Source organism: Paraburkholderia ginsengisoli NBRC 100965 (assembly GCF_000739735.1).
GTDB lineage: Bacteria > Pseudomonadota > Gammaproteobacteria > Burkholderiales > Burkholderiaceae > Paraburkholderia > Paraburkholderia ginsengisoli.
The window spans coordinates 712,562-726,605 of sequence record NZ_BBJF01000005.1 but is presented as its reverse complement, the minus strand read 5'-3'; the positions used below and the strand labels follow the sequence as shown (position 1 = coordinate 726,605).

At 64.4% G+C, this 14,044-nt stretch carries 15 protein-coding genes; 7 read left to right on the top strand and 8 right to left on the bottom strand.

All coding sequences use genetic code 11. The features are described 5' to 3' along the window. Positions 1-68: 68 nt before the first annotated feature. The 5 genes from leuC (at position 69) to BGI01S_RS12470 (ending at position 5,196) form a co-directional block, all read left to right on the top strand. Complete coding sequence (leuC, locus tag BGI01S_RS12490) at positions 69-1,475, top strand: 3-isopropylmalate dehydratase large subunit (protein WP_042325706.1); 1,407 nt, start codon at positions 69-71, stop codon at positions 1,473-1,475. After that, the gene (leuD, locus tag BGI01S_RS12485; RefSeq protein ID WP_042325705.1) at positions 1,472-2,083 is read left to right on the top strand and encodes a 3-isopropylmalate dehydratase small subunit; all 612 of its coding nucleotides are present in this window, start codon (positions 1,472-1,474) and stop codon (positions 2,081-2,083) included. Before leuC ends, leuD begins: the two co-directional genes overlap by 4 nt. A 22-nt stretch (positions 2,084-2,105) precedes the next feature. Then, on the top strand, positions 2,106-3,491 hold the full coding sequence (locus tag BGI01S_RS12480) for an MFS transporter (protein WP_042325703.1): 1,386 nt from the start codon (positions 2,106-2,108) through the stop codon (positions 3,489-3,491). 28 nt (positions 3,492-3,519) lie between these two features. Then, positions 3,520-4,392, top strand: coding sequence for an isocitrate lyase/PEP mutase family protein (locus BGI01S_RS12475; protein WP_174447401.1), 873 nt, complete (start codon positions 3,520-3,522; stop codon positions 4,390-4,392). A gap of 84 nt (positions 4,393-4,476) precedes the next feature. Then, positions 4,477-5,196, top strand: coding sequence for a GntR family transcriptional regulator (locus BGI01S_RS12470; protein ID WP_042325698.1), 720 nt, complete (start codon positions 4,477-4,479; stop codon positions 5,194-5,196). Between the two features lie 322 nt (positions 5,197-5,518). Here BGI01S_RS12470 and BGI01S_RS12465 read toward each other — a convergent pair whose 3' ends face one another. Then, entirely contained in the window at positions 5,519-6,514 is a 996-nt protein-coding gene (locus tag BGI01S_RS12465) for an aldo/keto reductase (protein WP_042325697.1), read from the bottom strand. Positions 6,515-6,838: 324 nt separating this feature from the next. Between BGI01S_RS12465 and BGI01S_RS12460 the strand changes: the two genes are divergently transcribed. Next, on the top strand, positions 6,839-7,159 hold the full coding sequence (locus tag BGI01S_RS12460) for a DUF1330 domain-containing protein (RefSeq protein WP_042325694.1): 321 nt from the start codon (positions 6,839-6,841) through the stop codon (positions 7,157-7,159). Positions 7,160-7,398: 239 nt separating this feature from the next. Beyond that, positions 7,399-7,584 (top strand): hypothetical protein, encoded by a 186-nt coding sequence (locus BGI01S_RS12455; RefSeq protein WP_042325692.1) that lies wholly within the window; start codon positions 7,399-7,401, stop codon positions 7,582-7,584. Positions 7,585-7,647: 63 nt separating this feature from the next. Here BGI01S_RS12455 and BGI01S_RS12450 read toward each other — a convergent pair whose 3' ends face one another. The 7 genes from BGI01S_RS12450 to BGI01S_RS12420 all read right to left on the bottom strand — a co-directional run bounded on the left by BGI01S_RS12450 (position 7,648) and on the right by BGI01S_RS12420 (position 14,044). Beyond that, positions 7,648-8,652: a vWA domain-containing protein gene (locus BGI01S_RS12450; protein WP_042325690.1), complete on the bottom strand. Its 1,005-nt coding sequence runs from the start codon at positions 8,650-8,652 to the stop codon at positions 7,648-7,650. Then, entirely contained in the window at positions 8,649-9,197 is a 549-nt protein-coding gene (locus tag BGI01S_RS12445) for a hypothetical protein (RefSeq protein ID WP_042325688.1), read from the bottom strand. The genes BGI01S_RS12450 and BGI01S_RS12445 overlap by 4 nt, the downstream gene beginning before the upstream one ends. After that, positions 9,194-10,180: a vWA domain-containing protein gene (locus BGI01S_RS12440; protein WP_042325686.1), complete on the bottom strand. Its 987-nt coding sequence runs from the start codon at positions 10,178-10,180 to the stop codon at positions 9,194-9,196. Before BGI01S_RS12440 ends, BGI01S_RS12445 begins: the two co-directional genes overlap by 4 nt. Next, positions 10,177-11,124 carry a calcium incorporation protein MxaA gene (locus BGI01S_RS30800; RefSeq protein WP_232624476.1) on the bottom strand — a complete coding sequence of 316 codons (948 nt, stop codon included), beginning with the start codon at positions 11,122-11,124 and terminating at the stop codon, positions 10,177-10,179. Before BGI01S_RS30800 ends, BGI01S_RS12440 begins: the two co-directional genes overlap by 4 nt. A gap of 71 nt (positions 11,125-11,195) precedes the next feature. Further along, positions 11,196-12,059 (bottom strand): DUF58 domain-containing protein, encoded by an 864-nt coding sequence (locus tag BGI01S_RS12430; RefSeq protein ID WP_042325683.1) that lies wholly within the window; start codon positions 12,057-12,059, stop codon positions 11,196-11,198. Positions 12,060-12,170: 111 nt separating this feature from the next. Beyond that, positions 12,171-13,190, bottom strand: a complete 1,020-nt coding sequence (locus tag BGI01S_RS12425; protein ID WP_042325681.1) for an AAA family ATPase — start codon at positions 13,188-13,190, stop codon at positions 12,171-12,173. A gap of 269 nt (positions 13,191-13,459) precedes the next feature. Then, a complete protein-coding gene (locus BGI01S_RS12420) occupies positions 13,460-14,044 on the bottom strand; it encodes a DUF3280 domain-containing protein (protein ID WP_157004158.1) in 585 nt (194 codons plus the stop codon).

Sequence of the window (14,044 nt, the reverse complement as noted above, 5' to 3'; positions counted from 1 at the left end):
CAACGCGGCGCAAGCGTTGGCGGTTCGGTGCAAATCGGCTTGTCACCTATCACGACCACGAGGCAGACATGGGAACAACCCTCTTCGACAAAATCTGGAACCAGCATGTGATCACTGAGTTGCCGGGAGGGGAGAGCCTGCTGCACGTGGACCGGCATCTGATGCACGAGCTCACGAGCGTGGCGGCGGTTCGCGCTTTGGAGGCGCGCGGCGCCACCGTCCACGATCCTTCGCTGACGTTCGCCACGGTCGATCACGTGATCTCCACGCGTCCGGGCCGCACGGCGGGCGACGCCGGATGGAGCACGATCGCCATCGACACCTTGCGCGAACAGACGACACGCCTCGGAATCGACCGCTTCGATATCGACGACGGCCGCCAGGGCATCGTCCACGTAATCGGCCCCGAACTCGGGCTGACGTTGCCGGGCCTGCTGCTGGTCTGCGCGGATAGTCACACCTGCACGCACGGCGCGCTCGGCGCGATCGCATTCGGCATCGGCTCGTCGGAGCAGGTGCATGTGCTCGCCACGCAGACGATCCGTCAGAAGCGGCCCCGAACGATGCGGGTGCGCTTTGACGGACAGACGCGGCCGGGCGTGGAAGCGAAAGACATGATCCTGTATCTGATCGGCGTGCTCGGCACCTCGGCGGCAACCGGCTATGCGGTGGAGTACACCGGCCCCGCGATCGAGGCATTGGACATGGAAGGGCGCCTGACGCTCTGCAATCTGTCGATCGAACTCGGCGCGAAGATCGGCATGATCGCGCCGGACGACGTGACGTTCGCCTATGTCGCGGGACGCGAGTACTCGCCCGAAGGCGCGACGCTCGAACGGGCGCTCGACCACTGGCGCTCACTGGCGAGCGACGCCGACGCCGCGTCCGACCGCGAGATCACGATCGACGCCACGCTGATTCGCCCGCAAGTGACGTGGGGCACGAGCCCCGAACAGGTGATGGCGATCGACGGACGCATTCCCGATCCGGCCGACGAGCCCGATCCGACACGCCGGGAAACGCTCGAAAAAGCGCTGTCGTATATGCAATTGCAAGCGGGCGACCGGCTCGACGAAACCTCGATCGACCGCGTCTTTATCGGCTCATGCACGAACAGCCGGCTGAGCGATCTGCGCAACGCGGCGTCGATCGTCAAGGGACATCACGTTGCGCCGCACGTGCAGGCGTGGGTGGTGCCGGGTTCGATCGACGTCAAACGTCACGCCGAGCGGGAAGGGCTGGATCATATTTTCATCGATGCCGGCTTCGAGTGGCGCGAGCCGGGCTGTTCGATGTGCGTCGGCGCGAACGGCGATCTGGTCGGCCGGGGAGAGCGCTGCGTCTCGACGTCGAACCGCAACTTCGTCGGCCGTCAGGGGCCGGGGGCGCTCACGCATCTGGCGAGTCCCAGCGTGGCGGCCGCGAGCGCCATCGCCGGGCGCATCGCGATGCCGTCGACGGAGCGTGCCGCATGAAGGCCTTTACCGTTTGCGAGGGCATCGCCGCGCCGCTCACGCGCGACAACGTCGATACGGACATGATCGTGCGTGTCGAACGCATCGCGCAGCTTAGACGCGGGCAGTTCAAACCGTGGGCGTTCGAGATGCTGCGCTACGACGCCAATGGCGCCGAGAACCCGTCGTTCATTCTGAACCAGCCGCCGTTCCGTGACGCGCGGATCGTGTTGTCGGGTAGCAATTTCGGCTGCGGGAGTTCGCGTGAGATGGCCGTGTGGGCGCTGGAGGAGTTCGGCATACGCTGCGTGATCGCGCAAAGTTTCGGCGATATTTTCTACGCCAATTGTCTGCAAAACGGCTTGCTGCCGGTTCGTTTGAGCGCGGCACAAATCGCGTCGCTGATTCCTGCCGCGAGTCGTGGGGAAGCGCTGCGGGTCGATCTGCATACGCGGACCGTCGCTGCACCCGGCGAGCCGCCCATTGCGTTCGATTTCCCCGACGAGCGGCGCGACGCGCTACTCGAAGGTATCGACGAAATCGATCAGACGCTCAGGCACAACGCGCGCATCCTGGCATTTCAACGCGACGACGCGTCGAAGCGTCCGTGGGTCTACACGCGCAAATAGGGATCAACATTGGAGTTCGACCATGCAGACGACGGTACACGCAGGCGCACGACTCGACCGATTGCCCACCTCGCAGTTTCATCGGCGCATCCTGTGGCTGATCGGCGCGGGCATGTTTCTCGACTCCTTCGATATCTATCTGGCCGGCGGCGTGTTGGGCGCGCTCGCACGCAGCGGCTGGTCGAACATGCAGTTGAACGCGGCGTTTCTTTCGTCGACCTTTGTCGGCATGTTGATCGGCGCGTTCACGGCCGGCATTCTCGGCGACGCCAAAGGCCGCAAGTTTACCTACCAGTTCAACCTGATGATCTTTGGACTCGCGTCGATCGCCGGATCGCTTGCGCCGAGCATGAACTGGCTCATCGTGTGTCGCTTTTTCATGGGGCTCGGACTGGGTGCGGAAATCGTGGTCGGCTATGGGTCGATCGGCGAATTCATTCCGCCGGGCGTGCGCGGCAAATGGTCCGCGTATCTGTCGTTGATCACGAATTCGGCGCTGTTCTTTTCGACCTTCCTCGGCTATCTGATCATTCCGTCGATTGGCTGGCGCGCGATGTTTGCGATCGTCGGCGTCGGCGCGCTCGGCGTTTGGGTGCTGCGTAAGAAGATGCCCGAATCGCCGCGCTGGCTCGAATCGAAAGGGCGCTTCGACGAGGCCGAAGCGATCCTGTCCGGGATCGAAGCGGAGACCGCGCAACGACAACCGTTGCCGCCGATCGTCGAAACGGCGCGCGTGAAGATCATGACCACGACGCTAGGCAGCCTGTTTCGACCACCGCTGTTGCGACGCACGCTGCTCGCCGTGGTGGTGCAGATCGCGGTCAACGTGGTGATCTACGGCTTCATCGTTTGGGTGCCGACTTTCCTGATGAAGCAGGGACACGGCATGGCGTCGTCGCTCGGGTATTCGACGTTGATGGCGCTGGGCGGACCCGCCGGCGCGCTGGTGGGCGTGCTGATCGCGGATCGGGTCGGCCGCAAGAACGGGTTGATCGGCATCGGACTGCTGGCGGCGGTCGTCGGTTGGCTATATGGCAATTCGACCAGCGTGGAAATGTCCACGTTGCTCGGCTTCATCCTGTTCACGCTGACGTATCTGATGGTCGCGCTCGGCATCGCGACGTATATCCCCGAACTGTTCGCTACGGAAAACCGCATGCGCGCCAACGGCATTGCCGGATGCGCGGGCCGATTGTCAGGGATCGTCGCGCCGCAGATCGTCGTGCTGATGTATGCAACCGGCGGCATCAAGAACGTGCTGTCGATGATCATCGGCGCACTGGTCCTGATGGCGGTGGTGCTGGCCGCGTTCGGCGTCGAAACGAACCGCCGCTCGCTCGAAGAAATCGCCGTCGTTCCCGACGATCCCTCCGTTCCTCATTCCGTCGCCGATATTCCCGGCAACTGACTTCATCCACATTCAAAGGTAACTGCTCATGACCGCCAATTCCCGCAGAAAAGCGCTCAAAGCCCGGCTCGCTTCAGGCGAGATCGTCGTCGCCCCCGGCGTATTCGACATGATCTCAGTGCGTCTTGCCGACACCATGAAGTTCGACTGTCTGTACATGACGGGTTTCGGCACGGTCGCGTCGTATCTCGGCGAGCCGGACGCCGGCCTCGCGACTTACACCGACATGCTCAACCGCGTCAGCGCGTTTTGCGCCGCCGCGCAGACGCCGCTCGTCTGCGACGCGGACACCGGCTACGGCGGCCTGCTGAACGTCGCGCATACGATTCGCGGCTACGAGCGTGCGGGCGCGGCCGGCATCCAGCTGGAAGATCAGGAATTTCCGAAGAAATGCGGGCATACGCCGGGGCGTCGCGTGATTCCGCTTGAAGACATGGTGAAGAAAATCAGGGTGGCCAGCGAAGCTCGCGAGGACAAGGACTTTCAGATCATCGCGCGCACGGATGCGCGCACGACGCTCGGTCTCGACGAAGCGCTGCGGCGCGGCGAGGCGTATGCGAAGGCGGGCGCGGACGTGGTGTTCATCGAGTCGCCGGAAAGCGTGGAGGAATTGGAGAAGATCGGCAAATCGTTCGATCTGCCGCTGCTCGTCAACATCGTCGAGGGAGGCAGGACGCCGCAACTGACGCCGGCCGAGTTGCAACGGCTCGGCTTTGCGCTGGCGATTTATCCGTCGGCGGGATTTCTCAGCGTCGCGCGTGCGTTGGAAAAGGCCTATGGAGAAATCAAGGCATTGAAAGGCACCACGGGCGTCGAAGGCGAGATGATGCCGTTCAAGGACATGTGCGAACTGATGGGATTCCAGGCGGTGTGGGATTTCGACAAGGCACACGCGGATTGATCGAGACGGGGCGGTCCGGCCAACCCGGCTGTGAGTTCGTCGGCCGGATTAGCCGCGTCGACGTGCTTTATAGGAGAATGCGCGATGGACTTCCCTTATAAAAGCACGGACATGGATACGGTGGCGGAAGCGGGCGGGCGCTCGGGCGAGACGGTGGAGCGCGTGGCAGCCGATCTGCGAAGCCAGATTCTGGAGGGCCGCTTTGCGCCGGGTCAGCGGCTCATTTCACGCGACATCGTCGAACTCACCGGTGTGAGCCGAGGCTCATTGCGCGAGGCGTTTCGCCGTCTCGAGGCGGACGGGCTGGTCGAACTCGTACCGAATCGCGGCGCGATCGTGCGCAAGCTGTCGCGCGACGAGGTCATGAAAGTGTTTGAGATCCGCGAAGCACTCGAAGGATTTTCGGCGCGGCTGGCCGCTACGCGAATCAATCTGGACGGCAATCGCGAGCGCTTCATCGCGGTGCTGGATCAGGGACGCGTGCATGCCGTGCGACCCGTGTTTCAGGAGTTCATCAAGGATAATCGCGCGTTCCATCAGGAGATCGTGCGCGTGTGCGGCAATCCGCAACTGGGCGAACTGATCGATAAATATCAGTTGCCCGCGTTCATGATTCAGCTGCGACAGACAATTGGCGTCGAGCAGCTGATCGGCAATTCACTGGCCGAGCACGAGGATATAGCCGCCGCGATTCTTGCCGGCGATCCCGACGCGGCTTACGAAGCGATGAAGCGGCATCTCTGGCATTCGGCGGAGTTGATTCTTAAGTTGCCGGGGATGGTGGGGAATCGGGTTGGGGGGTGATTGGGGGGGCGTGGGTGGGGATGGCTTGGGGATTTGGTGGGCATATGTGATTTGACATAAGATAAATTATCAACAATTGCGATGTAGCGGCTACGTTGTAATGTCCGCTAACGGAACCCGGATACATGTCACGAAAAGAAAGCTGCGTCAGCGCCCGACCCGCAATAGCCCATATCCATCCCGGGATGTTGCGCTGGCTCGGTCGGCGCCGACCTCCGGCCGTCACACGGCAAACAGCAAACAGCAGACACCCCCAGCAGACGACCGCAAAAGTCTCACCTACAACTTCTCGACGGCGTCCTTCCACCAGATCCGGGACTCTCTACCAGCGCTGATGAACCTGCGGCGCGATATACCGTTCATACACATCCCGAACGCGCTGCATGACCTCATCGGACAGTGGCGCGAGATTCGCAGCCGCAACGTTCGACGCCGCTTGCGCCGCGTTTTTGCTGCCGGGAATGATCACGGAGACAGCCTCCTCCATCAGGATCCAGCGCAGAGCCAGTTGCGCCATGGATGCGTCCACCGGGACCAGGCCGCGCAATTCGTCGACCGCTTTCAACGCGATGTCATAAGGCACTCCGGAGAACGTTTCGCCGACATCGAACGCCTCGCCATGCCGATTGAAAGCACGATGGTCGTCCGACGCGAAAACCGAATCCGCGGACATCTTGCCCGTCAGCATGCCGCTCGCCAACGGCACTCGCGCAATGACCGCGACGTTTTTCCTTTGCGCCTCCCGAAAGAACAACCCGGCGGGACGTTGCCGGAACATGTTGTAGATGATCTGCACCGAAACCACATTGGGATACTCGATTGCCTTCAGCGCTTCCTCGACCTTTTCGACCGACACGCCGTAATAGCGGATCTTGCCGGCAGCAACGAAGTCGTCCATCGCGTCGAAAACCTCGGGATGGTAGTAGACCTCCGTCGGCGGGCAATGCAGTTGCACCAGGTCCAGCGTATCGACGCCCAGATTCGACAGGCTCCGGTCGATGAACCCTTCGAGTTCACGCCGGTTCGTATAGCCACTGGTCACATGCGGGTCGAGCCGGCGCCCGAGCTTGGTCGCGACGATGGGACGCTCGCCGCCTCGTTCCCGCAACACGTCCCGGATGATCCGTTCCGACCGACCGTCGCCGTAGACGTCGGCGGTATCGATGAAAGTTACGCCGCTATCGAGCGCCGCGTTGAGCGCGGCCTTGGCGTCGTCTTCGGCGACGCCGCCCCACGAGCCGCCGATCGCCCATGCTCCGAAACCGATTTCCGACACATCCCAGCCGGTACGGCCGAATTTTCTCTTGGAAAGCGTCATGGAAGTGCTCCTCCTGTGTTTTGTGAACTGACGTGCGTGGCGCTTCAATGAGCCGGCACTGCATCGGTGCCGGCCGCGTTGCGGTGGCGGTGTGTTCGCAGTGTAACAAGCAGGCGGTTGCTGGAGAGGCGGTGTATGCGCCGGAGGCCCATACCGCCGACAGCGTCTGTCGGTCGGAGCGGCGCCGTGGCGTTTGAACGCGTCGACAGATTGGCGCCGAATGTTCTATTTACCTCCCGGGTAATCGACGTGCACGGCTGCTCGCGCAGACCATAGCGGCATCCATAGCGTCGATCCACTTATCTCATGCCACGGAGTGCTTCCATGACTGCCTACGCGATTGCCCATTTGCATCATGTCGAGCTGTGCGCCGACATCGTCGAATACCTCGAGCGGATCGACGCAACGCTTGAACCGTTTGGTGGCCGCTTCATCGTTCACGGCGCCCGGCCCGAGGTATGCGAAGGCGAGTGGCATGGCGATCTGATCGCCATTGCGTTTGCCGATCTCGCGGCCGCGCGCGGCTGGTATGGATCGGACGCGTATCGGCGAATCCTGCCGTTACGCCTGGGGCATGCGAACGGTCCGGTGATTCTGATCGACGGCGTGGGTGAGCACCACAAGGCGACTGACATTCTTGGGTGAACGCCCCGCCCTCGCCGCCCGTTATCCGCCCTGTTCGGCCGCAACCGACAGACGCGCGCCATACGTCAGTCATGGCTCGACATCTTTCCTTCAGAACGGACCCGCGAATAGCGCAGAACCCTTGCAACCACTAAGCGCCGCAAGCGCCAATGACTTTGGACTACGCATTGGCACATCTCCTGCATAAGACGCTACGCGATCGCGTTCCAAGTGGCTCACTCTTCACCAGGAGAACGGCAATGACAACGCTATTAGTGATCAAGGATCTCACCATGGACGACGATCTCGATCCGAGTGCGATGGCACTCGTGCGTGGTGGAATTATCGGCGGATGCACGGTCCTCGATAAAACCAATCTCAACACGTTGATCAGCTCGATCGCGTCGCGAATGCAGGACATCGGGCACGGCGCGAAGTGTTATTAGTCGCAAGAGAGTGGCGAGGTACGCGAGTGCCCGCAGCCACTCTCCCCTCGAGATCCGACACCCTCAAGACACCCCGCTCGGCGGCCGGCGTCCACTCGACACCGACGACACAACTCGCCTTCCGACCCGCCCCACGCTCCGCCAACAATTCCGCAGCCACACCCAGACCACGTCCGGCATGAACCTTCCCACCAGCAACACCAGCGCGAGCAACGCCGGCACCCAGCGCAAATCGGTCGGCACCGGTTCGCGGTGAGCAAAGCGCGCTTCCATCATCGCATCGCCCATAGCCGTCGCGGACCAAAGGCGCTGATAAGCCAGCCCGGTTTGCCCGGCCACGAAGCCCAGATACTGACCGTGCAGCTCCGACAACTCCTCATGCGACTCCGCCAAGGTCTTGCGCCCCGGCAAGGGCGGCACCTGCACCACGTCGTCGGCCTGCCAGTAGCCGATCCGGTTGCCGTCGCCGTCGGTTCTCGGAATCGCCGCTGGCTGATCGCCGCCGACGCCGATCAGCCAGCCCTTGATCTGCGCCGGATTGAGATCGCGCATCAGTGCTCGGGTCGGCGGAATCGGCGGCGCTTCGTGACCATCGGTGACGAACACGATGGCCGCGCCGTGGCCGACCTCCTGCGCGACGCGCACCGCCGAATACACGCCGCCCTCGGCAATGCGGCTCCAATTGGTCCAACGCATGCGCGCGTCGATCCCGTTGAGCGACACCAGCAACGCGTCGTAGTTGCTGCACACCTCGATCGGCGGCAACAGCAGCAAAGTCCGCTGACCGGTGAATACGCTCCAGCCCACTTTCGATCCGCACGGCAAACGTGTCAGCGCGTCGCGCGTCGCGGCCTGCGCGAACTTCAGCCGGCTCACCGGCGCGCCGTTCAGAACGACGTCCTCGACGTCCATGCTCTGCGTGATATCGAGCGTCACGATGTAGTCGAACGTATTGCGCGGCAGCGTTACATCCGGCAGCGCGACCGCGGCGATCAACGCGACGAGCGCGAGCGGCGTCAACGCATGGCGCAATCTCGCGAAACCGCGCCGGCCGGTCGCGGCGCTCACGGCAAGTCCTTGCTCTCGGGGTCGCGCACTTTCACGTTGTGCTGCTCTTTCACGTCGGGTTCTTCGAGCGCGGTCGGCGTTTCGGGCGCAAGCCAGAGCGCGCGCTCCAGGTTATAACGCGCGTCCCAATCGTCGGGCGCGGCGCGCAGCAGAAGGCGGTAGCGCGCCTTCGCCTCGCCGATCATCGCGAGCGACTTCACGCCGTGGCCCGCGCCATCGCCTTTTCCTTCGCGCAAATACATGTTGCCGAGATCGAACATCGCGGTTCGGCCGAGGTCGTCGGGATGCTCGTGGATCAGGCCTTCGTAGAGGCGCGCCGCCGCATCGTAGGCGCCCGCTTTCGACAGCGCCGTCGCGCGCGCGAGCAGAATTTGCGGCGCGTCGTCGGCGGCGCTCCTGTGCGGATCGCCGCTCGCGACGCTCGCCGCCGCGATGGCCTGGTTCACCCGCGCGGCGTGCTGAAGACGTGTCCAGTCATACGCGACGAACGCCGCGCAGCCCAACGCGACGGTCGCGAACACGGCGTGAATGAGCGTGCGCGTCATGCCCAACTCCTTACCTGAAATACGCGCAACGCCATCAGCATGACCACGCAGAACAGCGCGACGGCGAAGCAATACGGACTCCAATCCTGGCGAGGCAGATACTCGACGAACGACGTGCGCGCGTTTTGCTGCCGGTTGATCTCGGCGACGGCGGCCATCATCGCCTTCGCGTCGCCCGCCTGGAAAAGCCGGTACGGCGTCGGCAGCGACAGAAAATACCGATGCAATTCCGCTTCGGCCGACGACCCGGCAGCCGGCAGCGCGGAGTTCAGGTCAGGGCTATAGACGGTGCTGCGCAGGTAGATGAAGTAAAGCGCGATCTGGTTGCGCAGCAGTCCCGCCTGAATGCGTCGCCGCATCGTTTCATCGAGCCGCGCGCCGCCGTCGGAGACCAGCACGATCGCGCGACGCCCCGACGACGGGCGGCCTTCGAACTGATCGAGCGCGGCGAGCATCCCGCGGTCGAGCTGTGTGTCGGGCATGCCGCGGCCGATCGCCGTGGCGGCGATGGTCTGTTCGATTGCCCGATGGTTGTACGTGAACGGCATCGCCAGCACGGGGCTGGTGCCGAACATCATGAACGCGAGCCGGTCGTTGGGCCGCTGGCTCACGAAGCTCGTCAACGACGCGCGCGCCACCTTGTTCTTCGATTCGCCGCTGGGCGCCTCGACGCCCGCGCTGCCCATCGTTTCGTCCATGCTGGCGCTGCGATCCATCAGGATCAGAATCTGCGCGCCGCTGCCGGTTCGCAGCACCTGCATCTGCGAGCGCCCCGGCCCGGCGAGTCCGACGACGATCGCCGCGATCGCCAGCACGGCGCAGCCGCGCACGAGCCAGCCGACCCATCGGCCGACATGATCCGCCGGCAGCCACGCGACGCTGGAAAACACCAGCGTATCGCTGCGTCGCGGCAGCCACGGCAGCACCGCCAGCGGCAGCAACGCGAGCATCCAGGGCGCGGTGAAGTCGAGAGCCAGGTTCATCGTTGAGCGCGCCGTTCGGCCCGATACAGCGCACGGCACAACGTCTGCAGCGGAAACTCGGCGCCACTCGGCGCGGGCTTGAAGAAGCGCTCGGACGATGCCTGATAGAACTGCTCGAGTTGCGCGCGCAGCGGTTGCAGATACGGCGCGCGCGCGAACAGACCGGACAGCTCGCCCGCATGCACGACCTGTCCGGCGGTTTCGTTCAACGCATGGTGGAGGCAGAACCACGCGTCCTGCGACGTGGCGGTTTGCGGACCTGCCTGCGGATCTGCTTGTGGATCTGCTTGTGGATCTGCTTGTGGATCTGCTTGTGGATCTGCTTGTGGATCTGCTTGTGGATCTGCTTGTGGATCTGCTTGCGGAACTTCGAGCCGCCGCATCCGCCGCCATGCACGCGCAAACGGCAGCCGCTGGGCCTCGCGCCGGTCGCGCCACCACCACCAGCCGGCCCACGCGAGCAACGTCGCGAACAACAGACCGAGCGCCCACGCGATCTGCCGATGCAACCCGGCCGTGGGCAGCAACGGCGCCTGGCGATCGGGCCGCAGCGCTTGCAGCGCGCCGTCGCCGAATGCCTCGGGCGGGGTCAGCGGCGCGACGCTCGCCGGCCATTCGGCCACCAGCAATTGCGCGCCGCTGGCGGACGTCAGCGCTATTGCGGGCAGGACGATTTTGGTGAGCGTCTGCGGCGCGTTGACGACCTGATAGTCGATCACCATCCAGTGACGGCCGTCCGCATCGGTTTCGAGCGACGCGGGCCGCCGTTCGAGCCACACGCCGGTGCGGCCCACCGACGGCGCCGTGACCGTGCCGACGTCATGGCCGCCGGCCTGCAGCAACACGCGCTGCGTGAGGATATCGCCCAGCACGTAGCCGAACGCACGCGGCTGTTCGACCAGCGCGGGCACTGTCGTGGCGGCGCTGCTGTCGATGACGCGCATGGCCAGCAGCAGCGCGATCGACGCGTGTGCGCGCCAACCGCGAGCAAGCGTTGACCGGCGCGCGCACAGGCTCATACGCTCGCCTCCAGAAAATAGCGCGACATGGCTTCCGGATCGAACCCGCCTTCGATATAGAACGGCCGCATGCCGCGCGCGCCGAACAGGCCTGCCAGTTCCGCACGGCGTCGCGCGACGCCTTCACGCCAGCGTTCGCGCACGCCGTCGCGCAACCAGACCCTGCGCTCTTCACCGGACTCGGCGTCGCTGACGGCGAGCAGCGGACCGTTGCGCGGCGGCGAGACTTCGGCCTCGTCCCAGACGACTATCGGCACCACGCACGCATGCACCAGCATGTCGAGCACGGCCGGCACCTGTGCGAGCGGCCAGTGGAAGTCGGACACGACGAATACCAGCGCCTGCCTTCCGGCGAGCCGCGTCACGCAACGCCGCAGCCCTGCGCCCCCTGCCCGCCCGGCCGCGCGGCCGGCGCACGCGCGCAACTTGGTGGCGAGCAGATTGCCGGTGCCCCGGCCGTAGCGCTCCGGCATGAAGAGATCGTCGCGCGCGTCGGCATCGAAGGCCATCATGCCCAGCCGATCGCCGACACGGAACGTGCTGTAGCCGAGCGCCTCGACGAAGTCCGCGGCCACCTGCAACTTGCTCTGACCGGTGCCGAACTGCATCGACGCGGACACGTCGACGATCACCACCACCGGCACGGCCACGCGCTGCAGGTTGACCCGCACCAACCATTCCGAACGCGCCGCGCGCACGCTCGCGCGCAGGTCCAGCCGACGCGGATCGGGGTAATCGAACAGACGGCCGTGCATCGCGAACTGCTGACCCGAGCCGAAGCTCGAACCGGGATGCGATCCCGGCCGGGCTCCGCCGGCGCGCATCGGCAAACGGTAGTGGAATTCGGCTATGCCGTTCATGGGGTGGATGAGGTTCGTGGCGTTCGTGGTTCAGGGCGCTTCGGCGCGAATGACAACGGGTAGCTCGCTGTGGGTGGCCGGTGAATCACACCGGTGAATCAGACCGGCGGATCAAGGCACCGCAACCCTCGCCATGATCTGCGCGATCAGCGCATCGGCCAGCTCCTGGCGGCGCAGTTCATAGATCGGCGTGAAGAACACGCGATGCCCGAGCGCCGGCATCAGCACTTCGTGAATGTCCTCCGGAATCAGATGCGAGCGTCCCGCGAGCCACGCGACCACGCGTGCGGCCCGCAACAGCGCGCTCATGCCACGCGGACTCGCGCCGGCGAGAATCAGCTGCTGCATGTCTACGCCGTCGAGCGTGATGCCGAAGCGCAGCGGCGTTTCGGTCGCCTGCCAGATGTCCAGCGCATAGCGCTCGATCGTCGCGCTCGCCTGCACGTCCTGCTGGATCGCCGCGCCGACGCTGTTCAATTGCTCCCACGGCACGATCGCGGGCGTCAACTGCGTGAGCAACGCGTCGACGTCATGGAACATCGTGTCGAACACGAGCGCGCGCCGCACCTCGGGCTCGGCGGGCGTCGGCATGTTCAGCTCGAACAGGAAGCGGTCGCGCGCGGCCGAGGCCAGCTCGAAGGTCTCCTCTTTCTCGACCTTGTTGCGGTCGGCGAACACGGTCATATGCGGGAAGCGGTGTTCGCGGTCGAACGCCCACACCGAACGCTCGGCCATCGCGCGCAGCAACAGCGACTGCACCTGCGGACGGGCGCGATTGATTTCGTTGAAGAAGAAGGTGGTCAACTGCTCGCCGTGGCGCAACAGCGGGCCGGGGTCGATGCGCGGCTTGCCGTCGCCGTCGACATACGTGTGATAGACGAGATCGCCCGGCATCAGATCGATCGTGCCTTCGACGCGCTCGAACTCGCCGCCGACCACGCGTGCGAACGCGCGCAACACCGTCGTCTTGCCCACGCCGACGCCGCCTTCGAGCAGCACATGGCCCCGGGCGAACAGTGCGACGTTGATGAGCCGCAGCGTCTGCTGCTGGCCGATGACGACCTTGGCGACTTCGTTTTCGATTTGAAGTGCATGAAGCCGCCAGTCCTGAAGCTGTTCGCCAGAACTCATCGATGCGATCCCCTTCGTTTAACCGGCCAGACTACGGCGTCGTGGACGCCGTGCGGTGAGCCGGTGGGACGTGTGTGTCCGTCTGCTTGTGCCCGTTTTGTGTTCGCTTGTACCCGTCGATTCATCCCGCTCTGCGATCCACCCTCGCCGGCCTGCGTTCAAGCACGCTTTGTGCCGATCGCGCGAACACGCCCAGCGGGCCGGACCCCGACGGGATCGTTGTCATCCTGTCACGACAGCCGGGTACAGACTGTGCCATCGACTCATCGTCACGGCGCAGTACGCTGCCCCGTCGAACGCTTCGACGCGTCATCCACCAGCAGCCCGACGAGCGCCGTCGCGCCGCGACGCCACGACAGGTCCGTATTGCCGCGAATATCGACCGAGCGCTGGAACAATGCCTTGCCGCTGACGACATCTTCCACGCGCAGATTCAGATTGAGGATCAGGTTGCTGACTTTCTGAACCCAGCATATGCCCACCTGTTCGACGCCCAGCTCGCGGCCCACCTGCCTCGCGCAGCCGTCGCACGTGCTCAGGTCTTGCGTCGCGCCGAGACGGGCGATCAGTTCGGAAGCGCGGCCGTTATCGGCGACACGGTAGCGCTGGCTCGCGTCCAGCTGCGCGCGCACCGCATCGCTGATCATCTCGATGCGAGCCTGCTGGATGCGATTGATTTCCGCGTCGTTGTAGGCGGCGTTATCGTCGATCAGCGTGCAGTTCATCACCGCGATCGACACCGGCTCGGCGCGTGCCGGCGTCACCGCGAACAGGCAGCCAGCGCCGCCGATGCAAACGCAGAGGACGCGTACACCACGCATGAACGCCCTGCGCCACGCAAGCAATGAGTTCAT